This window comes from Vogesella sp. (assembly GCF_046297735.1).
GTDB classification, from domain to species: Bacteria; Pseudomonadota; Gammaproteobacteria; order Burkholderiales; family Chromobacteriaceae; genus Vogesella; species Vogesella urethralis.
In genome coordinates, this window is sequence record NZ_JBKBHK010000004.1 from 116,757 (window position 1) to 137,485 (window position 20,729).

Below are 20,729 nucleotides of genomic sequence, written 5' to 3' on the forward strand. Positions count from 1 at the left end.
CAGCCGATGGCCCGCGCACGCGTGGCGGCCGCCCCTGCGCCACAGGCACACCACCCCTTTACCGGGCCGGCAACTGTTTGCCGCCCTGTCCGGCCGGCTGCGCCCGCAGCATGCGGCCAACCTTGCAAGGAGCGTGTGATGCAACCCCTTATCCCCCTCTCTACCCGGCGCATCGGCGACGACGCCATCCAGACCGTAAACGCCCGCGAGCTGCATGCGTTCTTGGAAGTAGGCAAGGTATTTGCCGCATGGATTCAGGAGCGGATCCAGCAGTACGGATTCGTTGAAAATCAGGACTATGTGATTGGTTTTCCAAATCTGGAAAATCAAAACACAGGTTGGACAGTTGATTCGCCAATTTTGGCGAATCAACAAGTGGGCAGAGGCGGCGACCGCCGCAGCAAGGAATACCACCTGACACTGGATATGGCCAAGGAGCTGGCCATGGTAGAGCGCAACCAGAAAGGCCGCGAGGCGCGGCGCTACTTCATCCAGTGCGAAAAGGCGCTGCATGCGCAGCAGGCCAAGCAGCCAAGCGAGGCGCCGCCGCTGGCATCGGTACAGCAGCGTGTGCGCCAGGTGCTGGCCGCCGCCCGCTGCTTTAACGGCATCCTGAAAACCGCCAGCCAGCTACAGCTACCGCCCGGCGCCACCCTGCAAGCGGCCAACCACACCACGCTACACCATACCGGCGTGGATCTGCTGGCGGCCATGGGCCTGACCATCGACACGGCAGCCAAGCCGGCACAGGGCCCGGCACCAGCGGGTAGCGTCTACACACCACAACCGGCCAGCCCGCCCCACGCCACCCGCCGGCCGTTTACCACCCCGCAGCCGGAAGACGCGCTGGTCAACCAGCTGCGGCGCTGGCTGGCCGAACCCCCGCAGGCCCACCTGCGACAGTTCACTACCGAAGACATGATGGCCGCCCTGCCCGGCAGCGCAGCCACCACCGACCGCGCCACCGCCACCCGCATCGGCCAGGCCATGGCCCGCCTGGGCTGGGTGAAACGGCGGCTACCGCCAGACAGCCAAGGCCACCGCCACTGGGTGTACTGCCGGCCGGCATGAATGCCGGCAAGAAAAAGGCCACCCCAGCCGGTGGCCTTTTTCAATATACGGGCGTCCTATTCATTACGATCAAAACGCACCACGTAAGCGCACGGGGTCATTTCACTATTCTCATACATATCTTTCGCCTGTTTCACCAGCACATCGCATGGTTTACCGGTCTTGTCAAAAAACACCAAGTAGAAATAATAATCATCTTTGGCGGTGGCAGACTCCGAAACGGCACGTTCGTTCTCGGACAGGTAAAAGCGGAAGCTACCGCCCCGCCGATCTTTGCCAGCCGACTTTACCTCGATAAATCGCTCATGCCCTGGAGCACTGAATGAAAGATAATCATAACCATAGGATGGCGACTGACGCCGATCTTTTATTTTCTTGGCCAGCTCGGGATAGCCAAGGCCGATCAATCGGTTTCTCTCCCACTCAATAGCAAACTCTTCACTGAGTTTTCCGATCTCATTCCTTATTTCAGCAATTTCCTCAAAATCGACTCTGCGGTTACTTTTCTCCTTCGGCTTCTCAACTACACCACCACGATCTTCTTCAAGGTTTCCGCCAATAAATTTCGCATAAAGGAATGACATAAACTTTGGATTACTCCAACTCTTCGTTATATCACTCTTCAACTTTTCTTTTGCCAGCAGGTGCTGGTAGGTGCTGGTGAACTGCTGCTCCGGAATGCCTATTGCCAAAGCGATCTCCTCAAGATGCTCAGCACTGCATATATTCAGATAGTCGTCAGGAAAATAAAGACTCAATATCTTCGCCTTGAACATCTGGGAAAGCGGGTTTGCATCAATCTCTCTAAAGTTCTTTGACCGACCTGACTCAACAAGACTCAATAGTGCTTGCTTTACTACAGCAAAGGCCTCATTTGTTGTTTCTCCAAACTTCTTGGAAAATCGATACCGCACACTTGGGTCAGATTTTGTTTTCCCGAAGTAAATACCAAATTTCTTTGAAGTTGCACCCTGCATGTTAGCCCACGGTCTGGTTTTTGCCTCCACCCAAGCACAAAATGTTGGCGTACCTTTTCCGATTACATAATCATCCAGCGTGATATGGGCCAGACTATCCAGAGGATAGCTTTGCAAAAACTGCCCTCGCGCAATCACTGCCCTATCCTCATAGGCAGGATCGAATTTTTTCTCAAATTTCTTCAGGTCGGCAGGGCTTATCAACATATTCGGGCATCCTTATTAAATTAATTGCAGGTGCCAAGAAACCGCCATCTTGGCTAACAAGCTCCTGGCGCTCGGCTTAGGACTGTGTACTAAGTTCTTTGCGGATTTTCCGGGCGGCCAGGTAAGGTAGAAATGATTTGATGTTGACAGCAAAGGCAGCGACAAGCATCAGGCTAGCCAACGCAAGGCTAGCCACTTTGTCTACGTCTCCAGTGGCAATGATTTGCAGGAGTGTGCTTTGCAGTGCATAGAGATAGGCGGCACATAGCACAGGAAGCAGCAGGGTCATGACACCCGTCCACACCATTGCCAGCTGCTCAAACCAGTTGAATGGTGGCACCACCAGCCCATCGGCGCCAACCGGGCGCAAGTATTCTTTGGCATACCGGATAGTGCGCCACGACACGCTTGGCGAGGTCTGCTCATGCAGCTTTACCAGCCTGTCACGCCATTTCTTCTCTTCATGGATACCGGTAGCCTCGTAAAAGTAGAGCGCATCCCGCATGTCTGACATCACGGCCAGCATCTCGGGGGCCGTACCATCGTTACCATGGGCTGCCAGGTAGGCGTCCAGCAGCTCGCGCCGGCGATTGCGCCTGAAATACACGGGCTCCATGAGGCGGGAAAAACCCTGATTCATCCATACCTGAAGAATGTACAAGCACAGCACAATACCTAACACGTAAGGCGGTACCTTCTGTAGCAAATCAGCCAGCACAGTCACCTCTTCCGCCGTCATGCTTGCCCCTCATCATCCAGCGGGTCCACCGCGCCAGCCCTGACCAGATTGTTCACGGCATGCCACAGCGCTTTTTCTGTCGAAAAGCCGTGTTTGTTCACCTGCTGCTCGCCCCGCTCGCCATAGACTTTGACGTGATCGCCCAAGTCCACACACGTCACCTCGTAGCGCTTGCCGCCTACCTCTACTATTTGCCGGATCATTGATTGCCTTATGTCAAAACAGATAAACACTTGTCGGCCCCGCGCTTCTGGCCGACCTGTCGGCGGAGCCGCTGCTGGCTTGTGACACTACGCTGTCGCGAGCAGCGGGCCTGATGCATGGCCTTAAGTCTGTTTGTATATATTATGCCAATAAATTAAACTGATAAAATAATGCACTCTGCCAACCCTTTCCAGGCGGCCACTCCATTCGCAGGCGTTCACATTCATGAGACAAAGACTTCAATCGCTACTCAAAGAGCTCAACCAAGGGCTGGTTGATCGGGAAGATGCACTGAAATTTGCACTACTCACGGTACTGGCCGGCGAAAACCTGCTCCTGATCGGCCCGCCGGGAACCGGCAAAAGCATGATTGCCCGCCGCATTGCAGACTGCTTCAAAAGCGGCAAGCCTTCAAAAAGCGACTACTTCGAATACCTGCTGACCAAGTTTTCCACGCCGGAAGAAATTTTTGGCCCCCTATCCATCAGCGAGCTGAAACAAGATCGCTTCAAACGCAACACCGAAGGCTACCTTCCCACAGTACGCATTGCCTTTCTGGATGAAATTTTCAAGGCCAGCTCGTCCATTCTGAATGCGCTTCTGACCATTCTGAACGAGCGGGTTTATCACAACGGCAGCCAGGCCGAAAAGGTGCCGCTACAGGCACTCATCGCGGCCTCTAACGAGCTGCCTACCGGGCAAGAAGAGCTGAATGCCCTGTACGACCGCTTTCTTGTCCGCTGCTATGTCGGCTATGTGCCGGAAGATAGTCTTTCACGCCTGTTTGAGGTGTCGGCCGGTGCTGACGTTCAGGGCCGGCTGAGCGCGGAGGATCTGGCCGCTATCAGGCATGCCGCCCAGGCCGTCACACTCCCCCTGGCCGTGCGTGAATGCATCGAAAGTATCTGGCTTCAACTGCGGGAGATGTTCAAGGAAGACCGGCGCGAGCAGTTGTCCGACCGGCGGTTGATAAAAATACTGTCTCTGCTGCGGGTCTCTGCAGCCACCAACGAGCGGACGGAAGTCGATCTGTCAGATCTGCTACTGCTGAAAGATTGCCTGTGGAGCCACCCGGACAATGCTGGCAAGGTTGTGGATCTGTTGCGCAATACACTGCAGCGCAAGAGCCTGACTTTGCCGCAGGTGGTGCCGGATGCAGACTCACCGCTAGCCACGCCAAGTACACACTCGACCACACGCAACATCCTTACGACATACCTCGGAAGTGGCACACCCAAAGACCCAGTATTGATCAGAAATATCAATGACTTGCTTTGGCTAGGCCAACCCGATATCGGGTTGAAAGGGTACTATTTTCAGCAGACTGCGGATATTGACATCTCCGCACTCAAGACTTGGCACGCCATGCCGTTCAAGGGGCACTACAATGGCGGCAGCTTTACCATTAAAGGGCACACAGATAACAAAACGCTATTTGACAGCTTACAGCCTGGCTCCAGCATCCAGCTTGTTCAATTAGCTGATCTCTCTTTGGCTGCAACGGCCGAGAAGTGCGAGATTTTGGCGTGTAGTTCCAATCAACCCCTTTTTGACAAAAAAATAACTGCTTGCGACATCACTGACTGTCAGTCTGCCGGCATTGCTCCGTCGGCCGAGGATTGCACTATCCAGGCCTGCCGCAGCAGTGCCATTCTTATCCCGGATATTGCATCGAATTGCACAATTACGAATTGTCAGGTTGTGATTAATTACAAAGGTGATGCAAATCTTCTTGCCGGAGGGATCACCAGAATGCTGACAGCCGGTAGCAGCGTCACATCCTGTACGGTTTCGGGGAAATTACTTTATGCTAATGCCAGAAACAATCCGTTGCAATTTTCAGGCATTGCGGCTCAGATTTCTGACAGTTCAATCAGCAACTGTCTGGTTGGGCCACTTTGGGTTAGCGGCACGAACGTTCGTATCGATGGCATCTGCAAAGATTCAACCTCCTCCACTCTAATATCAAATTACGTACTTGACTCAGTGAAAAAGAGCATTCACCCATATCAAGGTCTAGCGAAATTATTCTTAATGCAAGCAAACCTTGAAGCGCATCTTGAGGATACACAGAATGATCCATCAGGCGGCGGCCTTTCCGAAGCAAATTGCAACCAGCATTTTCTTGAGCACACATTGCAGTGGGACTTCACGAACACCTGGGAATGGGATGCCGTAAGGAGTTCACCAAATTTACGCAAGCCCAACCACTCATCTCACCCTATTACGTTGCTAGAGAAACCGAGCAACGCAAGCAATCCTGATCTGTTTAACCAGCAAATAAGTCGCAACATCTGGCTGTAAGCGAATCATAATGCTGAACGCCCTTAATAAAAAAATTACGCTCACCACTAAAGTGGGGGTAAAATTTTTGAAGTACTTTGTCGACAGCACCTTCCGCGACAAGGTGAGCCCCGTTCCCGGCAGTGTTCTGTATTGCGACCTGTTTTTTGCAGTGGAGCATTCCGGCATTTATGTCGGCGATGGCAAGATATCCAATATTGTGGTCGATGGCATTGCGCAAAGTACGGTACGGCTCAGCAGCCCTCGCTCGTTTACCTCGAAAAGCCTGCTTGGCCGCAAGATTTATGTATCCTGCGACGCCTCGGGGGCTGTTGGCCACCATGCCGTGGCGGATGGTGCGGATAAGCACGTCGGTGAAAAGTCTTTCTACGGGCTAGTGTTCAAGAATTGCCATCAATTTTCCAGCAAGTGTGTGCACTATGCCGGTGATGCTGTGCAGCCTCAATCCTGGTTTAGTCGTGTCTTTGACACCGACACGGAAAGCTGGGAGCCGACAATTGCTTCCCTGAAACGGGCTGCACGCACCAAACTGGGGGCCCGCAAGTGGAAACTGTGGGACTGGGATAATGATATTCGTGACAACCCACCGCCAGAGCCCGACTGGCAGGCCTATGAGGATCACTTTCGGCACCTGCAGCTGAATGCAGAATCTGTCGAGTACATCCGCGCCGAGCTGGCCGCCACGAACGAGTACGAGACGGAAATCGCTGACGAGAATATCCCCGCACCGATCAAGGCGCGTATCAGCAGCTTCCGGCACACACTAGACACGGTGGTGCAAACATACGAGGGCGTGAAGGCTTTTCTGGCACGCTGCCCCGGCGCGCAGCTTTCCTATGCCGACATAAAGGCATGCCGTGATGACTTCAAGGCATTGGCACAGCTGCTGGAAGAGAATGCCGCCATCAAGGCACTAGCGCACAAGATGGGGCGTGCTTATATCTCGGAAGAGAAAAAACGCCAAACCCGCATCCCTGTTGCCAGCAAGAGTGAAGTGCATGGCACCCACCACAGCGCAGATTTGCAGCGCCTGCTACCGAGTGAACTCACCAAGCTGGAAGATGAGGAACTGGAAATGTTGTTCTACGCAGGCTTGCTGGAACACAACCTGCAAACGTATGAACTGTCTGGCATTGACTACCAGAACGGCGAAGAAACGGAAGCCAATCGCAAGCGTACTGGCCCGATAGTAGCTTGCCTGGACACCTCCGGCAGTATGGATGGCAAGCCACTACTGAAGGCCAAAGCACTACTGCTGGCCATTGCCAATATCCTGCAGAAAGAAGGCCGGTCGCTGCATGTATTGCTGTTTGGCTCAACGGGTGAGATCCGGGAGTATTCCATGCTCGACGCCCGCAATGCTTCTGGTTTGCTTCTATTTCTGCAGCAGGGCTTTGGTGGTGGTACGGACTTTGAGACACCGCTAAAACATGCACTGGCATTAATATCCCATCAAGAAGCTTACCTGAAGGCCGATGTGCTGATGATTTCCGATGGTGACTGTGCGTTAAGCAGCAAATGCGCCCAATTTATCAAGCAGGAAAAATCCCGACTGGATTGCTCGGTGTATTCAGTGCTATGCAATGGCAAGCGGGTTGACGATAACTTCAGCGATGAAGTGGTGGTTTTATGATCCTGACTGCCCAGCTGGCTGCAAGATGCCCGCGGTGAAAATGCATGCGCCCCGCAGGCAGCTTAACGCGACGCGGGCGCTGTCATGCCCCGGCTATTGCCCGCTCTTGTGGGCCTCGCCATAGAAGTAAGACGTCACCGCACTGGCTTCGTTGAACAGGTAGCCAATCACCACCCCGGCCAGGGTGTTGTCCAGGCGCAGGCCGCCAAACAGCAGGCCGGCACCGGTGCCCAGCACCAGAGCAGAAAGGGCTGGGTCATTACACATCTGCATCCGGCCATCACCGCCCACGGCCGGCACTGCTATGATCACCGCCATGTGTGTGAACTACCTCCCCGCCAACCGCCAGCAGCTGCGCGAGCACTTTGGCGTTACCCCGCCAGACAATGACTGGCCAGACGAATGCTGGCAAGACCATGCCGCGCCCATCTTGCTACTGGACAACAACGGCCAGCTGCAAGCCTATGCGGCCAACTATGGCTTCATCCCGCGCCGCCACCAGCGCGACGGCATGCGGCTGACCACGCTCAACGCCCGTGACGACACCGTCGCGCTACGCCCCACCTGGCGCGAAGCGTGGCAGCGCGGCCAACTGTGCCTGGTGCCGATGCAGGCGTTTTTCGAGCCGTGTTACGAAACGGGCCGCGCAGTGCGGCACCGCATTGCGCTGGCCGACGGCCAGCCGTTTGCCGTGGCCGGGCTGTGGCGCCGCTGGCAGGAGGCCGACGGCAGTAGCAGCCTGGCCTTTGCCCAGCTCACCATCAATGCGGACGACCACCCGCTGATGCGCCGCATGCACCGCCCCGGCGACGAAAAGCGCAGCCTGGTGATCGTGCCGCGTGGCCAGTATGGCCGCTGGCTGGGCTGCCGGCAGCCCGCCAGCGCCGCGCGTCTGCTACTGCCCTACCCCGCCGGGCTGATGGCCGATTGCCCGGCGCCATTACGGCCAGCGCCTGCCGCCCAGCCGTTTACACCCGACCTGTTTGGCGCAGACCCGCCGCCAGCCTAGGCCGTGGGCTGAGTTTCCAGCCATGCCTTCAACACCGCCAGCGTCTGCACAAAGCCTGGCCATTCGGTATCAATGGTCGCCAGTTCACCGGCCTTGCCGGCTTTTTCCAGCAGTTCGGCCGCATCGCCCAGCATCAGCGCACCCACCATGCGGCTGGCGCCCTTGATGCGGTGTGCACTCCAGGCCACCCGCTCGGCATCGCGCTCGCTGACAGCCTTTTGCAACACCGCCACATCGTCGTCGTTAGCCAGCAGGAATTCGTCCAGGATGGCGCGCTCCATCATCCAGTCGCCGCCGCTGTACACCTCCAGCACGCTGCGATCGATCGGCATGGCACTGGCAAACTGCTGCTGCGCACCATCGTCAGCGGCAGCGGGCAGGTTGTGCGTTTCCTGCGCCTGCAGCGCCTCTTCGTTGGCCTGGGTCATCCATTTTTCCAGCATCGCCTTCAGCGTGCCTAGGCTCAGTGGCTTGGTCATGAAGTCGTCCATGCCGGCAGCGCTGGTTTTTTCCACCTCCTCGCGCGAGGCATTGGCCGTGCAGGCGATGATGGGGATACGGCGCGCATCGAACACGGTGCTCTCGTAGTAGCGGATGGTACGCGCCAGTTCGTAGCCGTCCATTTCCGGCATGTGGCAATCGGTGAGGATCAGCGAGTACTCGCCCTTCTGCCATTTGTTGACCGCTTCCACCCCGTTTTCAGCCGCCTCTACCGGGTAGCCCAGCAGTTCGAACTGCTTCAGCGTCAGCTTGCGGTTGGTGGGGTTGTCTTCTACAAACAGCACCGGCAGCAGGTTGGCCGCTATCTGCTGCCGGCTGCTTGCCAGCGCAACCGGTGTAATTTCAAGCGGCGCGGTGCGGATATCTGCCTGATCTGCCTTGGGCAAATCCAGCTCCAGCGAGGCGAGCGTACCTTCACCCTCCTTGCTGCTCATGCCTACCTCGCCCTGCATCAGCACGGCCAGGCGGCGACAGATGACCAGGCCCAGGCCAGTACCGCCAAAGCGGCGCGCGGTAGAGTTTTCAGCCTGGGTAAACGGCTGGAACAAACGGGTAAGGTTCTCGCGCGAAATGCCGATGCCGGTATCCTGCACCTCAAAGCGCAGCTGCTGATGCGTTGGCAGGTCGGCCAGACAGCGCACCCGCAGTACCACTTCACCCTGATGGGTGAATTTCAACGCATTGCTGCAGAAGTTCTGCAGGATCTGGCGCAGCCGCAGCGGGTCCACCAGCAATGCTGGCGCAACCTGCGGGTCGATATCCAGCCGGAACGACAGTTGCTTGTTGGCCGCCATTTCGGCGTATAGCTGGTGCACTTTGTGCATCACGTCGGGGATCGCAGCGGGTTCCGGCGTGATATCCAGCTTGCCGGCCTCGATTTTGGAAAAATCCAGGATATCGTCGATCAGACGCAACAGGGTACGGGCCGAATCCTGGATGGCTTCTACCGTTTCCTGCTGCTCGGCCTCCAGCCGCGTCAGCGACAGCAGTTCCAGCATGCCCAGCACACCGTTCATCGGGGTGCGGATTTCGTGGCTCATGGTGGCCAGGAACGCGCTCTTGGCACGGTTGGCCTGCTCGGCCAGGTCGCGGGCCAACAGCAGGTCGCCCTCCTGCCGCTTCAGGCTGGTGATATCAGCGTGAATGCATACCGAGCCGCCGCCCGGCGTGGCGTGGTCGCTTACCTGGAACCAACGCTCGCCAACGCGTAGCTGGAAGGCCGCGCTGCCGCTGGCATGGCGGCGCAGGCGCTCGGCCACCCATTCCGGATGACTGAAACCAGCCTCTGGGTGCTCGCCCTCGTCCAGTGCACCCCGCACCAGCGCCTCGAAGGTACGCCCCCGCAGCTGCTCGGGCTGGTAACCGTGGCCCACTAAGTCGGCAAAGCGCTGGTTGCACTGCACCAGCTTGTCGTGCACGTCGAAGAAGGCAAACGCTTCCTCCAGCGATTCGATGGCCACTACCAGCTGGCTACGCGCCTCGGCCGCTTCGTCGCGGGCACGCAGCAGGCCTTCTTCGGCAGCACGGCGGTCAGACACGTCCATACACGCCAGGATCATGTCGTGATTAACCATGCCCGGAAACAGTAACTGACCGGTGAACATTACCCACACCGGCCGGCCGCCTACCTGCAGGCACTCGATCTCGGCGTGCAGCGGGCGGTCGTGCTGACGGGCCTCGTCCAGTTGTCGCATCAGCGCCAGCCATTCGCCTTCAGTGGCCAGTACCTCTTGCAGATGCAAACCTTGCAGACTGTCCGGGCCAGCGCCGAACAGGCGCTCGGCGGTACGGTTGGCGCGTACGATGGCGTAGTCGCAAGTCACGCGCAACAGGCCGACCGGGGACGCGCTGTAAATGGCTTCTTCTTGCTGCAGTACTTCCCGCAAGTGGCGTTCCGAATTGCGGCGCCGGTCTTCCTCGGCATAGAAGCCGACAATGCTGCCGCAGGTGCCTAGCAGTGGCTGCAAGGCCAGGTATTGGTCTTCATCCAGGTGGCAGTCTTGCAAACCGGCAACCAGTACGGTGCGAGCGTCAATTTCCACCGGAATGTATACCCAGCCGTCTTCGCGCACGATGTGTTGCTGCGCACCCAGCTGCATTGCCTGTGCTTGCGGCTGACGACGGAAAGCCTCTACCCAGGCCGGTGCGCTGGCAATGCCGCGACTGGCCTGCACGTGAAATGATGCGGTCTTGTCGCGACCGGTTTCCAGTGCCAGTATCAGGCCACTATCCAGCCGGAAGTAATCGAGCAAGATACGCAAGATTTCGGCATACACGCTATGGCGCGGGCTACGGGCAAACAGCAGCCCTTCCACGCGGTGAATGCCGGACAGCAGTTGCAGGCTGCGCGCCAGCGACGCCTCCGCCACACGACGTTCCTGTTCGTTGCGCACGATCAACAGATAGTGGTCGCTACCGCCTTCCTTGTCGCTCAACGGGCTGATGGCAACACCAGCGTAGAAGATGCTGCCATCAGCATGCATGCCGCGCCCGGGCAAGGAGTGGTCCAGACCGTCACGGCTTTCCATCCAGTCGCTGTCTTGAGAGTCGATGATCAGCAACTCACCGATGGGCAGTTGGCCCAGTTCTTCCTTGCTACGGCCGAACATGCGCTCGGCACCGTGATTGGCCACCACGACACGCCGTTGCTCGTCTACGGTTAGAATGGCGTCGGCCGCGGCGTCCAGCAGGCGCTGTAGCCGACGCAGCGGGTGCAGGATCTGTTTGCGCATGCGCAGCAGCAAAAACAAGTACAGGCACATCGACAGCAGGGCAAAGCTGCCGTTGAACAACAGGCCCAGTTGGTAGCTGCGCATGTAGTCTTGCACCGTTTGGTGCGTCAAATCGCTGAGCGTGGCGAAATAATCGTCCAGCTGGGTGCCAAGGCGGCCCCACAGTGTCAGATGATCGCCGGTTACCAGCTGCGCGCCCTTACCACTTTCCAGCAGCGCAAGTTGCAGATCCGTCTGGCGGTTAAGGCTGAGAATGCTGCTGTTGAGCTGACGCAAACGCTGCTCCAGCTTGCTGTGATCGAGGTATTGCACCGACTCCCGCAAGCGCTCCATGATCAGCTGGGTGCGCTCACGGTCACGCATCAGCTGGTATTCGTCGGTACTGTTGAGTTTGCGCTGGAACCTGGCACGCAGGCTCAGCGCGTGTGCCTCTTCGTTCAGTACCCTGCTCAGGCTCCAGATATCAAACTTGACCTCGGCCATGCGGTTGAGCCGCGGGTCAGACTCATCGCCCAGGTTAAAGGAATCACGGCGCAAGGCTTTGTCGAGCGAGCCGTACAGCGACGCCACAAACAGACGCCAGCCATAGCTGGCGTTTTCATCCAGCTGAAACGGTTGCCGCCGCAGCACGCTGTCGATGTCTTTGCGGTGTTGCTTGAGGCTGTCACGTTTGGCACCCACTTCGGCCAGCAAGGCGGCCGTTGTGGCATCTTCGCGCGGCGTGGCCAGTGCGCGGGCCAGCAGCAGGTCGGTCTCGCGACGCAAGGGTTGCAAGCGTTCCAGCTCTACCGCTGCCGGGGCCCGCACCCCGGACAACAAGGTCATGGTCTGGTTGCTTTCGCGCGCCAGCGCCTGCGCCGCCATGAACAAACCCTGGTTATCGCGATTCAGCATCTCGTGCTCGCTGGCACTACGGTAGCCATCAATCCCGGAGTGGATCAACATGGCGGAGGCGATCAGCTGAATGCCACCCAACAGCACGACGATATAGATGGCTGCGCGGCCGATAGCCGATGTCTGGCCGTTACTGCGCGGTGTCTTGTTCATTGCCTTCCCCCGTTACCAGGCCGGCTTATCAGGCTTCTATGCTCGCCTGGGGGCTGCCTTGCTGCCGCAACACCAGCTGGCTGACGCCAAAGCGGTCAGGGAAATTACGCAGCACGCGCAGCTGGGTCAGCGTCAGCTCGCTACCACGCTGCAACAGCAGCTGACCGGTCTTGTTGTACAGGTCTTCTGCCAGCACTCGCCCTGCTTGCACGTCCTTCAAAGCCAGTGTTTCTACCGGCTGGCCAGCTTCGTCCAGCTGGCGTGCGGCCTCGGCCATTTTTTCGCCGAATACCACCCGGTCGTGGGCGGTACCAGTGGCAATGAGGTAATAGGCGAACGGGTCCATCTCTGGCCGCGTGCGGCTCATTGCGGCCACGATGTTTTTTTCGAGTTCGGCGGGTTTGGGGGGTTTGATCACGAAACCGTCAGCATGCAGCTGTGCCGCCAGCAGGATGTTCTGTTTTTCGGCATGGCCGGACAGGAACACAAAAGGCATATTGGGCGGGTTCATGGTGCGGCCACAGCGGATTTCCTTCAGCAAATCCATGCCGTTCATCGGCTCCATCTGCAGGTCGCACAACACTAAGTCTACCGGCTTGCCGTCCAGCGCGCGCTTGGCTGTAGCACCGTCGATAGCTTGATAAATGTTATCGGGGCTGACGCCCATGGCTTTGAGCGACTGCACCAGTAGCGAACGTACCAGTAGCTGATCGTCAACAACCAGAATCCTCAGCTTGGCCAGATCTAGCGCCATGATGTCCTCCTTCCATCACGTCTTCTCTCTTACATGATGGTGTGTGCTACAAAATGGCGCAAGAATCAATAACGGTATTCTTTAAATAAGCCGCAAAGGCAAGGCGCGGATAGCCTCGGCGTTGGACGGCGAAAACACCCGTTCGGCGGCCTGCTCCCACGGCAGCCATTGCCAGGCCAGGTGCTCGCCGGGCGCCAGGGTTGGCCGCAGGGTGTCCGGCAGCTGCAGGCTGAACACGTGCTCGGTATTGTGGGTAACGCCCTCGCCATAACGGTGACGCCAGTGGGGATAAATTTCGTAGACGTTCTGCTGCTGCCAGTCTTGCCACTGGCCGGCATCGGCGGCAAAGCCGGTTTCCTCGGCCACTTCGCGGTGCGCGGTGTCGGCCATCGCTTCGTCACCCTCGCGGCTGCCGGTGACCGATTGCCAGTAGCCGGGCTTGTCAGCCCGTTCGATCAGCAACACTTGCAAGTCGGCGGTGTGGATGACGACCAGCACCGACTGCGGTTGTTTCAATGCTTTCATGCCTTGCTGCCTGCCTCGTCCAGTACCGCCATCACCCCGGCCAGCTCCACTGCCGACTTGACGCCCATCTTGTCGAATACGCGGGCACGGTGCACTTCCACCGTCTTCATGCTGATGCTCAGCACCTCGGCGATCTGCTTGTTCAGCAACCCTTGCAGGATGTGCTGCATCACCTCGCGCTCGCGCTCGGTCAGCGTAGCCAGCGCCTCGCCCACGCGGACACGGCGCTGGAAGCGTTCGCGCTCTTGTGCATCTCTGGCCAGGCAAGCGTCCACCAGCGCCAACAGGCGGGCATCGTCAAACGGCTTTTCCAGAAAGTCGGCCACGCCCAGCTTGAAGGCGGCTACGGCGTGCGGCACGTCGCCGTGCGCAGTAAGCATGATCACCGGCGGGCAGTAGGGCCACTGCGCCAGTTTTTCCAGCAGCATGATGCCGCTGATGCCGGACATGCGCAGGTCCACGATCAGGCAGTTGAAGTTGGCCGCGGCCTCACCCAGCGCTAGAAAGCGCTCGCCGCTGTCAAAACCGCTGACAACCAGACTGGGGCTCTCCAGCAACCACAGCAGCGATTGCCGTACGGCCAGATCGTCGTCAATGACGGCCAAGGTTTGTTGGCTCATGTCGTCTCCTCAGGCGCCGGCAGCGACATCGCCCAGCACGCGCACCTCGCGTTGCGGGTAAGGAATCTGGATGCCATGCTCGGCAAACAGCTTCCAGATGCGCAAATTGACGTCGGAACGCAGCGACAGCATACCGTTCTCCGGGTCTTTCACCCAGATGCCCAGCTCCAGATTGATGCCGGAATCGGCAAAGCCGGTAACAAAAGCCGCTGGCCCCGGGTCGGTTTTTACCCGCGGGTGGTTAGCGGCCTGACGCAGCAGTGCCAACGCCTGCTCCAGATCGGTGTCATAGCTCACCTGTACTGGCAGGCTGATCCACAGCGCATTGTCGGTGTAAGACTGGTTGATGACGGTATTGGCGATCAGCGCCTCGTTCGGCACCAGTATCTCGGAACCGTCTGCACTTTTAAGCACCACAAAACGGCTGGTGATCTTGCTGACATAGCCGACACGGTTATCCACCATCAGGCGGTCACCGATACGGATCGAGCGATCGAGCAGGATGATGAAACCGGACACGTAATTGCTGGCAATTTTCTGCAGGCCGAAACCCAGGCCCACACCCAGCGCGCCGCCGAATACCGACAGCACGGTCAGATCAATGCCGACGATGGGCAGCGCCACCATCACGCCCACCACCATCAGCAGCGTGCGGGCCAGCTTGGTAAACACGATACGCAGGCTGAGGTCCACGTCGGACAGCTTCATCACCCGCTTTTCGATCAGCTTGCTCAGCCACATCGCGCCGACCATGATCACCGACACCCACACCAGCGCCGACAGGATCATCAGCAGGTCGATCTGGGTTTTGCCGACACGGAAGCTGATCGACTCCAGCCAGTCCAGCACCACGATATCAAAGCCCACCGCCCAGCTGGCAAATGCCAGCCACAGCAACATGGACAGAAAATGCTCGGTACTGCGCTCCAGCTTGCCATCCGGCAGCGCATGGCGCAGTACGGCCGCCAGGATACGGATGATGGACATCCACAACAGCAGCGTTGCCGACACCACCAGCAGGTCTGACTTGACCCCGACAGCCAACTGCCAGATTACCGCTGCCACCTGGGTCCACAATTGCGCTGACAACGGCAGCACCAGCCGGTACAGCAGGTATTTGCCAAAGCCCCAGTCGCTGCTGTCGCTGGCGAAATAGCGCGCGTGGATAACGCGCGACAGCCAGAAAGCCAAACCAACGCCAATGGCGGCCACCAGTAGTTCCATCCAGCCGGTAGGGCCTTCGATAGCGGCGATCAGGCGGTCGAAAGTGAGGGTGGAAGTGTGTTCCAGCATGCGTGTCCTTACGGGTAAATCGGATTTTACTCAGCCAACGGCTGCAGGCCGGCAGGGCCTAGCAGCAGCACGCGGTCGGCACGGGCGGCCAGCTCGCGATCATGCGTGACCATCACCATGCCGGTGCCCAGCGTACGGTTCAGTTCGCGCAGTAGCGCGAACACGGCTTCGGCATTGCCACGGTCCAGATTGCCGGTGGGCTCGTCCGCCAGCAGGCAATCCGGCTGCATCACCAGCGCGCGTGCAATAGCCACGCGCTGGCGCTCGCCACCAGACAGTTCGCCCGGCTTGTGGCTGGCGCGTGCGGCCAACCCTACCTGCTCCAACAAGGCAGCGGCACGGCTGGCGGCCTCGGCCCGCGGCTGACGGGCGATCAGCAGCGGCATCATCACGTTTTCCAGCGCGGTGAACTCCGGCAGCAGGTGGTGAAACTGGTAGACAAAACCCAGGTGGCGGTTACGGAAGCGGCCGAGCTCGGCTTCGTTCATACCGCCCAGCGCCTGGCCCAGCACGCTGACACTGCCACTGGTCGGCGTATCCAGCCCGCCCAAGAGGTGCAGCAAGGTGCTCTTGCCAGAGCCGGAAGCGCCAACGATGGCGACAAACTCGCCTCGCGCCACGGCAAGATCGACGCCGGCCAGCACGTCCAGCGCCTGCGGCCCTTCGGTAAAGCGCTTGCCTAGGCCCTGGCAGTGCAGGATGGTTTGCTTGTCACTCATAACGCAGTGCCTCCGCCGGGCGCACGCGCGCGGCGCGCCAGCTGGGGTAAATGGTAGCCAGCAACGCCAGCGCCAGCGAAATCAGGCCGATGGTAGCCACGTCGCCCAGCTGCACGTCGGTGGGCAGGTAGTCGATCATGTACACGTCGCTGGACAGCAGCTTGGCGCCGATAAGGTGTTCGACCGTGCTCAGCACCGCGCCCAGGTTGTAAGCCAGCAGCAGGCCGCCGGCCACGCCGGCGACGGTACCCAGCACACCGGCAACCGAGCCCTGGATCATGAATACTTTCATGATGCTGCCCGGGCTGGCGCCCAGCGTGCGCAGGATGGCGATGTCGGCCTGCTTGTCGGTAACCACCATCACCAGCGTGGACACCAGGTTGAACGCGGCCACTGCCACGATCAGCGTCAGGATGATGAACATCATGCGTTTTTCGATCTGCACCGCGCGGAAGTAGTTGGCGTTCATGTCGGTCCAGTCGGTGGCCACCTGGTTGGCCGCCAGCTGCGGCTGCAGCGCGGCTTTCACCTGCGGCGCCAGCATGGCGTCGTCCAGTTTCAGACGAATGCCGGACACGTCCTGCCCCAGCCGGAACAGCACCTGCGCGTCACGCAACGAGATCATGGCCAGCGACGAGTCGTACTCGAACATGCCGGCCTTAAATACGCCAGCCACGGTGAACTGCTTCAGGCGCGGCATCATGCCGGCTGGCGTCACATTGCCCTGCGGCGTGATCAGCGTGACCTTGTCGCCCACTTCCACGCCCAGCTGGCGCGCCAGTTCCACGCCCAGCACGATGCGGAAGCTACCGCCTTCCAGATCAGCCAGCTTGCCGCGCAGCATTTCATTGCCCAGATTGACTACCGTCTGCTCGGCGGCGGGATCGATGCCGCGCACCAGCGCGCCGCGCACATTGCCTCGGCTGGATAGCAAGCCCTGTGCATTCACATACGGCGCGGCAGCTACCACGTGCGGCTGTTGCCGCAGTTGCGACAGCAACGGTTGCCAGCCGGCGATCTGGCCATCATAGCTGCCGACTTCCAGGTGCGACACCACCGACAGCATGCGGCCACGGATTTCCTGCTGAAAACCGTTCATCACCGACAGCACCACGATCAACGCGGCCACGCCCAAGGCAATGCCCAGTACCGACATCAGCGAAATGAACGAGATAAAACCGTTGCGACGGCGCGCGCGCAGATAGCGCAGGCCGATAAAGACCTCGTAGGGTAGCGACATCGGGCTCAGGCCTGGTAGGGGTTGTCCAGCTGCTGCATCAGGCTGACCAGGAAGGCCCGCACCTGGTGCTCGTCGCAGCCCATCAGAATGGCGTCTTCAAACGCGTCTTGCGCCATTTGCGCCAGTTCTTCCATATTTTCGGTCATCACCTTCACCTTCTCGGTGCAGGACACCACACTGCCATCAGGGCCGTGCCAGACCGGCAAATCCAGCTTCATTGCTTACCTTTCACGTCAATCGGGGTTGGCCGCAGCGCGGCCAGGCTGCAGTAACGGGCACTGCCTGTAAACAGAGAGTCCCGGCAGCGCCGGGACCAGGAGCAAACCAGTACCAGCAAAGCCGGCATCAATCTTTCTGCTTGGGCTTGCTGGTTTTTTTCTTTTCAGCGGCTTTCTTGCTGCTCTTCTTGGCAGCCTGCTCGCTGCGCGAAGACTTCTTGCGACCCTGCTCGGCCTGTCTGGCCTTGCGGCTCTTGACTGCCGACTCGCGACTGGCTTTGCGCTTTTTGCCTTTCGCTTCACGCGTCTCGCGGGCAGCGGCTTCGGCTTTACGGCTCTTGCTGCTGCGCTTTTCAGCTAGCGCACTGCTCACCGGTTTGTCGGCCTCGGCAGCTGCCACCGGCAAGCCGGTACGCGATACACGGCGGGCGCCGTTATAGCGGCCGGTCCAGTAACTCTGGCTCATATTGGCCACTTCGATGTTCTTGCCGGTACGCGGGGCGTGGATGAACTTGTTGTTGCCCAGATAAATGCCTACGTGGGAATAACGAAAGCCACGGGTATTGAAAAAGACCAAGTCGCCGGCTTTCAGTTCATCGCGTTCGATCTCGCGGCCCACTTGGGCCATGCCAGCCGAGGTACGCGGTAGCGTCACCCGCAACGACTTTTTGAACACGTACTGAATGAAGCCGGAGCAATCGAGGCCGGTTTCGGGGCTATTACCGCCAAAGCGGTACGCCACGCCAATCAGGCTCATGGCCTGCAGCAGCAGGTCGCCTGCTGCTTCTTCGCCTGGCGAGGCAAAGCGGGCGATCGGGTCGGCCTCGCCGTCGGGCATGGTTTCCGGCGCCGCGTGGGCAAATGCCATGAAACCTGCCAGAAACAAGGCCAGCAGTTGTCGGTGAAATGTCATAAATGCAAGCGGTGTTCTGCCCGGGCCGGTGCGCAGCTGGCGCCGACGGTCTGTCCTGTGGCTGGTTTTGAACAAAATTGTGCTGAACGATACCATCGTTCCCCCCGGTAACCAAGCAGCAATGCATACTGCGGCCAACCCTGCCGGCTATTGTCGATGCAGGGTAAATATTGCGATACTGGCCGCGCCACGCCGGCCGGCGTGCGCCATCAACGGCCCTGCCCCCTTTCTGCAAGACGACTGCCATGCTCAGAGAAACCCTGATCGCCATGCGCGACCTGCCCCGTCTGAAACAGATCAGCGGCATTTTGTTCCGCCACGGCCTGGGCGAATTTGCGCAGCGCTTGCGCCTGCCACGAGCGGTGGAAAAAGCCGGCGAGTGGCTGAACATCACCCTGCCCGATCCGGCCAACGCTATCCCCGCCCCCATTCGCGTGCGCCGCGCCTTTGAAGAGCTGGGCCCCACCTTCATCAAGCTGGGCCAGATCCTGTCCACCCGCGTCGACGTATTCGGCCCGGAGTGGATTACCGAGTTCGAAAAGCTGCAAAGCACGGTGCCACCCATCGGCGATGGCTTTCTCGATGCGCTGCTGACGCAAGCGCTGGGCTGCGCGCCTGACGAGGTGTTTGCCGAGTTCGACCGCCAGCCCATCGGCTCGGCCTCCATCGCCCAGGTGCACCGCGCGGTGTTGAAGAACGGCGTCGAAGTGGCGGTTAAGCTGCGCCGCCCCGGCATTGTGGAAAAAGTAGAAGCCGATCTGCGCATCCTGGAACATCTTGCGCACCTGATCGAGCTGGAATTCGCAGACGCACGTCGCTTCCAGCCATCTGAAATCGTGGCGCAGTTTTCGCGCTCGCTACGGCGCGAACTGGACCTGGCGGTAGAAGCACGCAATATGGAGCGCTTCGGCAAAGACTTTGCCGACGACCCGCATATCCGTGTGCCGGCGGTGTACTGGGACTACACCCGTCCCGGCATCAACGTGCAGGACTATATTGCCGGCTGGATGGCCAACCCGGTTGCGGCCCTGCCGGCGGCAGGCCTGTCGCCGCCGCTGCTGGCCAAGCGTGGCGCCGACGCGGTGCTGAAGATGATCCTGATCAACGGCTTTTTCCACGCAGACCCACACCCCGGCAACGTGATTTTCCTGGCCGACAACCGCATCGCCTTCATCGACTTCGGCATGGTGGGCCGGCTATCGCACAAGCGCCGTGACGAGATCGTGGACATGTTGGCCGCGCTGGCCGAGCGCAACGAGCGCGGCATCATGAACGTGCTGCTGGAGTGGACCGGCAGCACGCCGGTAGACGAGGACCAGTTTGCCGAAGACATCGGCGAGATCCTGTTCCAGTACGACCATGTACCGCTGAAAAACCTGAACATCACCCAGCTGATCAACGACATCATGGCGCTGATCCGCGACCACGGCATCCTGCTGCCGCCGGACATGGCCATGCTGTTCAAGGCGCTGATCACGCTGGAAGGCCTGGGGCGCCAGCTGGACCCGGATTTCCAGCTGGTGGAACACCTGGCACCCTTCGTCAAGCAGCTGATCCTGGCGCGCTACGACCCGCGCAACCTGTTCAAACGCGGCAAAACCACGGTCACCGAAGGCCTGGGCATGCTGGCCAACCTGCCCGGCGACGTGATACGGCTGGCCAAGGACGTGCGTCATGGCCGCTTCCGCATCAATCTCGACCTCAAACGGCTGGAGCAGTTTGGTCAGCAGTTGGACAAGAGCGTGAACCGCCTGACCATGGGCATCGTCACCGGCTGCCTGATCATCGGCTCGTCCATCGTGATGACGGTCAAGGGCGGGCCCACGCTGTTCGGGTTGCCGATGTTCGGTTTTCTGGGCTTCATGGTGGCGTTTTTCAACAGCCTGTGGCTGATCTGGTCGATCTGGCGCGCCGGCAAGCATCTGTAAACACGGCGCACCAGATTGTTGTAATCGACTGATAGCACTGGCTTTTCAGCTTTAGCTACCTGCTTCGCCCGCCTACCCTGGGCTGCTTGCTTTTG

The 20,729-nt window shown here is 59.2% G+C and carries 18 protein-coding genes; 5 read left to right on the forward strand and 13 right to left on the reverse strand.

What is annotated here, in order from left to right; all coding sequences use genetic code 11:
- Nucleotides 1–138 precede the first annotated feature (138 nt).
- Complete coding sequence (locus ACK4FZ_RS06450; protein WP_409819034.1) at nucleotides 139–1,071, forward strand: antA/AntB antirepressor family protein; 933 nt, start codon at nucleotides 139–141, stop codon at nucleotides 1,069–1,071.
- 56 nt (nucleotides 1,072–1,127) lie between these two features.
- Here the strand turns inward: ACK4FZ_RS06450 and ACK4FZ_RS06455 are convergent, their stop codons facing one another.
- The 3 genes from ACK4FZ_RS06455 to ACK4FZ_RS06465 form a co-directional block, all read right to left on the reverse strand.
- Nucleotides 1,128–2,255, reverse strand: a complete 1,128-nt coding sequence (locus ACK4FZ_RS06455; RefSeq protein ID WP_409819036.1) for a DUF3883 domain-containing protein — start codon at nucleotides 2,253–2,255, stop codon at nucleotides 1,128–1,130.
- 76 nt (nucleotides 2,256–2,331) lie between these two features.
- A complete protein-coding gene (locus ACK4FZ_RS06460; RefSeq protein ID WP_409819039.1) occupies nucleotides 2,332–2,994 on the reverse strand; it encodes a hypothetical protein in 663 nt (220 codons plus the stop codon).
- Nucleotides 2,991–3,197 carry a hypothetical protein gene (locus ACK4FZ_RS06465; RefSeq protein ID WP_409819041.1) on the reverse strand — a complete coding sequence of 69 codons (207 nt, stop codon included), beginning with the start codon at nucleotides 3,195–3,197 and terminating at the stop codon, nucleotides 2,991–2,993. Before ACK4FZ_RS06465 ends, ACK4FZ_RS06460 begins: the two co-directional genes overlap by 4 nt.
- Nucleotides 3,198–3,423: 226 nt before the next feature.
- Between ACK4FZ_RS06465 and ACK4FZ_RS06470 the strand changes: the two genes are divergently transcribed.
- Nucleotides 3,424–5,502 (forward strand): AAA family ATPase, encoded by a 2,079-nt coding sequence (locus tag ACK4FZ_RS06470; protein ID WP_409819044.1) that lies wholly within the window; start codon nucleotides 3,424–3,426, stop codon nucleotides 5,500–5,502.
- A gap of 10 nt (nucleotides 5,503–5,512) precedes the next feature.
- Nucleotides 5,513–7,135 (forward strand): VWA domain-containing protein, encoded by a 1,623-nt coding sequence (locus tag ACK4FZ_RS06475; protein WP_409819046.1) that lies wholly within the window; start codon nucleotides 5,513–5,515, stop codon nucleotides 7,133–7,135.
- 93 nt (nucleotides 7,136–7,228) lie between these two features.
- Here ACK4FZ_RS06475 and ACK4FZ_RS06480 read toward each other — a convergent pair whose 3' ends face one another.
- Nucleotides 7,229–7,453: a hypothetical protein gene (locus tag ACK4FZ_RS06480; RefSeq protein WP_409819047.1), complete on the reverse strand. Its 225-nt coding sequence runs from the start codon at nucleotides 7,451–7,453 to the stop codon at nucleotides 7,229–7,231.
- On the opposite strand from ACK4FZ_RS06480, the gene ACK4FZ_RS06485 reads away from it, so the two are divergent.
- Entirely contained in the window at nucleotides 7,452–8,144 is a 693-nt protein-coding gene (locus ACK4FZ_RS06485; protein WP_409819050.1) for an SOS response-associated peptidase, read from the forward strand. The genes ACK4FZ_RS06480 and ACK4FZ_RS06485 overlap by 2 nt on opposite strands.
- Here the strand turns inward: ACK4FZ_RS06485 and ACK4FZ_RS06490 are convergent.
- The 9 genes from ACK4FZ_RS06490 to ACK4FZ_RS06530 form a co-directional block, all read right to left on the reverse strand.
- A complete protein-coding gene (locus tag ACK4FZ_RS06490) occupies nucleotides 8,141–12,424 on the reverse strand; it encodes an ATP-binding protein (protein WP_409819054.1) in 4,284 nt (1,427 codons plus the stop codon). The two genes, ACK4FZ_RS06485 and ACK4FZ_RS06490, sit on opposite strands and share 4 nt — an antisense overlap.
- A gap of 28 nt (nucleotides 12,425–12,452) precedes the next feature.
- Nucleotides 12,453–13,178 carry a response regulator gene (locus ACK4FZ_RS06495; RefSeq protein WP_409819056.1) on the reverse strand — a complete coding sequence of 242 codons (726 nt, stop codon included), beginning with the start codon at nucleotides 13,176–13,178 and terminating at the stop codon, nucleotides 12,453–12,455.
- 81 nt (nucleotides 13,179–13,259) lie between these two features.
- Nucleotides 13,260–13,703, reverse strand: a complete 444-nt coding sequence (gene nudB, locus ACK4FZ_RS06500; RefSeq protein WP_409819058.1) for a dihydroneopterin triphosphate diphosphatase — start codon at nucleotides 13,701–13,703, stop codon at nucleotides 13,260–13,262.
- A complete protein-coding gene (locus ACK4FZ_RS06505; RefSeq protein WP_409819061.1) occupies nucleotides 13,700–14,323 on the reverse strand; it encodes a response regulator transcription factor in 624 nt (207 codons plus the stop codon). The genes nudB and ACK4FZ_RS06505 overlap by 4 nt, the downstream gene beginning before the upstream one ends.
- A gap of 9 nt (nucleotides 14,324–14,332) precedes the next feature.
- Nucleotides 14,333–15,616 carry a mechanosensitive ion channel family protein gene (locus ACK4FZ_RS06510; protein WP_409819064.1) on the reverse strand — a complete coding sequence of 428 codons (1,284 nt, stop codon included), beginning with the start codon at nucleotides 15,614–15,616 and terminating at the stop codon, nucleotides 14,333–14,335.
- Between the two features lie 26 nt (nucleotides 15,617–15,642).
- Entirely contained in the window at nucleotides 15,643–16,335 is a 693-nt protein-coding gene (gene lolD / locus ACK4FZ_RS06515; protein ID WP_409819066.1) for a lipoprotein-releasing ABC transporter ATP-binding protein LolD, read from the reverse strand.
- Nucleotides 16,328–17,575 carry a lipoprotein-releasing ABC transporter permease subunit gene (locus ACK4FZ_RS06520; protein ID WP_409819068.1) on the reverse strand — a complete coding sequence of 416 codons (1,248 nt, stop codon included), beginning with the start codon at nucleotides 17,573–17,575 and terminating at the stop codon, nucleotides 16,328–16,330. The genes lolD and ACK4FZ_RS06520 overlap by 8 nt, the downstream gene beginning before the upstream one ends.
- Before the next feature lie 5 nt (nucleotides 17,576–17,580).
- Nucleotides 17,581–17,793 carry a hypothetical protein gene (locus tag ACK4FZ_RS06525; RefSeq protein WP_144371313.1) on the reverse strand — a complete coding sequence of 71 codons (213 nt, stop codon included), beginning with the start codon at nucleotides 17,791–17,793 and terminating at the stop codon, nucleotides 17,581–17,583.
- A gap of 127 nt (nucleotides 17,794–17,920) precedes the next feature.
- Nucleotides 17,921–18,706 (reverse strand): C40 family peptidase, encoded by a 786-nt coding sequence (locus ACK4FZ_RS06530; protein ID WP_409819070.1) that lies wholly within the window; start codon nucleotides 18,704–18,706, stop codon nucleotides 17,921–17,923.
- Between the two features lie 245 nt (nucleotides 18,707–18,951).
- Here ACK4FZ_RS06530 and ACK4FZ_RS06535 point away from each other — a divergent pair, with 245 nt between their 5' ends.
- Nucleotides 18,952–20,634, forward strand: coding sequence for an ABC1 kinase family protein (locus tag ACK4FZ_RS06535; protein ID WP_409819072.1), 1,683 nt, complete (start codon nucleotides 18,952–18,954; stop codon nucleotides 20,632–20,634).
- Nucleotides 20,635–20,729: the final 95 nt, after the last annotated feature.

Bases quoted from the DNA above. Each gene is read 5' to 3' on its own strand.
- ACK4FZ_RS06485 (WP_409819050.1), top strand. From the start codon at position 7,452: ATGTGTGTGAACTACCTCCCCGCCAACCGCCAGCAGCTGCGCGAGCAC.
- ACK4FZ_RS06455 (WP_409819036.1), bottom strand. From the start codon at position 2,255: ATGTTGATAAGCCCTGCCGACCTGAAGAAATTTGAGAAAAAATTCGAT.
- ACK4FZ_RS06465 (WP_409819041.1), bottom strand. From the start codon at position 3,197: ATGATCCGGCAAATAGTAGAGGTAGGCGGCAAGCGCTACGAGGTGACG.
- ACK4FZ_RS06495 (WP_409819056.1), bottom strand. From the start codon at position 13,178: ATGGCGCTAGATCTGGCCAAGCTGAGGATTCTGGTTGTTGACGATCAG.
- lolD (WP_409819066.1), bottom strand. From the start codon at position 16,335: ATGAGTGACAAGCAAACCATCCTGCACTGCCAGGGCCTAGGCAAGCGC.
- ACK4FZ_RS06460 (WP_409819039.1), bottom strand. From the start codon at position 2,994: ATGACGGCGGAAGAGGTGACTGTGCTGGCTGATTTGCTACAGAAGGTA.
- ACK4FZ_RS06470 (WP_409819044.1), top strand. From the start codon at position 3,424: ATGAGACAAAGACTTCAATCGCTACTCAAAGAGCTCAACCAAGGGCTG.
- ACK4FZ_RS06480 (WP_409819047.1), bottom strand. From the start codon at position 7,453: ATGGCGGTGATCATAGCAGTGCCGGCCGTGGGCGGTGATGGCCGGATG.
- ACK4FZ_RS06525 (WP_144371313.1), bottom strand. From the start codon at position 17,793: ATGAAGCTGGATTTGCCGGTCTGGCACGGCCCTGATGGCAGTGTGGTG.
- ACK4FZ_RS06520 (WP_409819068.1), bottom strand. From the start codon at position 17,575: ATGTCGCTACCCTACGAGGTCTTTATCGGCCTGCGCTATCTGCGCGCG.
- nudB (WP_409819058.1), bottom strand. From the start codon at position 13,703: ATGAAAGCATTGAAACAACCGCAGTCGGTGCTGGTCGTCATCCACACC.
- ACK4FZ_RS06510 (WP_409819064.1), bottom strand. From the start codon at position 15,616: ATGCTGGAACACACTTCCACCCTCACTTTCGACCGCCTGATCGCCGCT.
- ACK4FZ_RS06490 (WP_409819054.1), bottom strand. From the start codon at position 12,424: ATGAACAAGACACCGCGCAGTAACGGCCAGACATCGGCTATCGGCCGC.
- ACK4FZ_RS06530 (WP_409819070.1), bottom strand. From the start codon at position 18,706: ATGACATTTCACCGACAACTGCTGGCCTTGTTTCTGGCAGGTTTCATG.
- ACK4FZ_RS06475 (WP_409819046.1), top strand. From the start codon at position 5,513: ATGCTGAACGCCCTTAATAAAAAAATTACGCTCACCACTAAAGTGGGG.
- ACK4FZ_RS06505 (WP_409819061.1), bottom strand. From the start codon at position 14,323: ATGAGCCAACAAACCTTGGCCGTCATTGACGACGATCTGGCCGTACGG.
- ACK4FZ_RS06535 (WP_409819072.1), top strand. From the start codon at position 18,952: ATGCTCAGAGAAACCCTGATCGCCATGCGCGACCTGCCCCGTCTGAAA.
- ACK4FZ_RS06450 (WP_409819034.1), top strand. From the start codon at position 139: ATGCAACCCCTTATCCCCCTCTCTACCCGGCGCATCGGCGACGACGCC.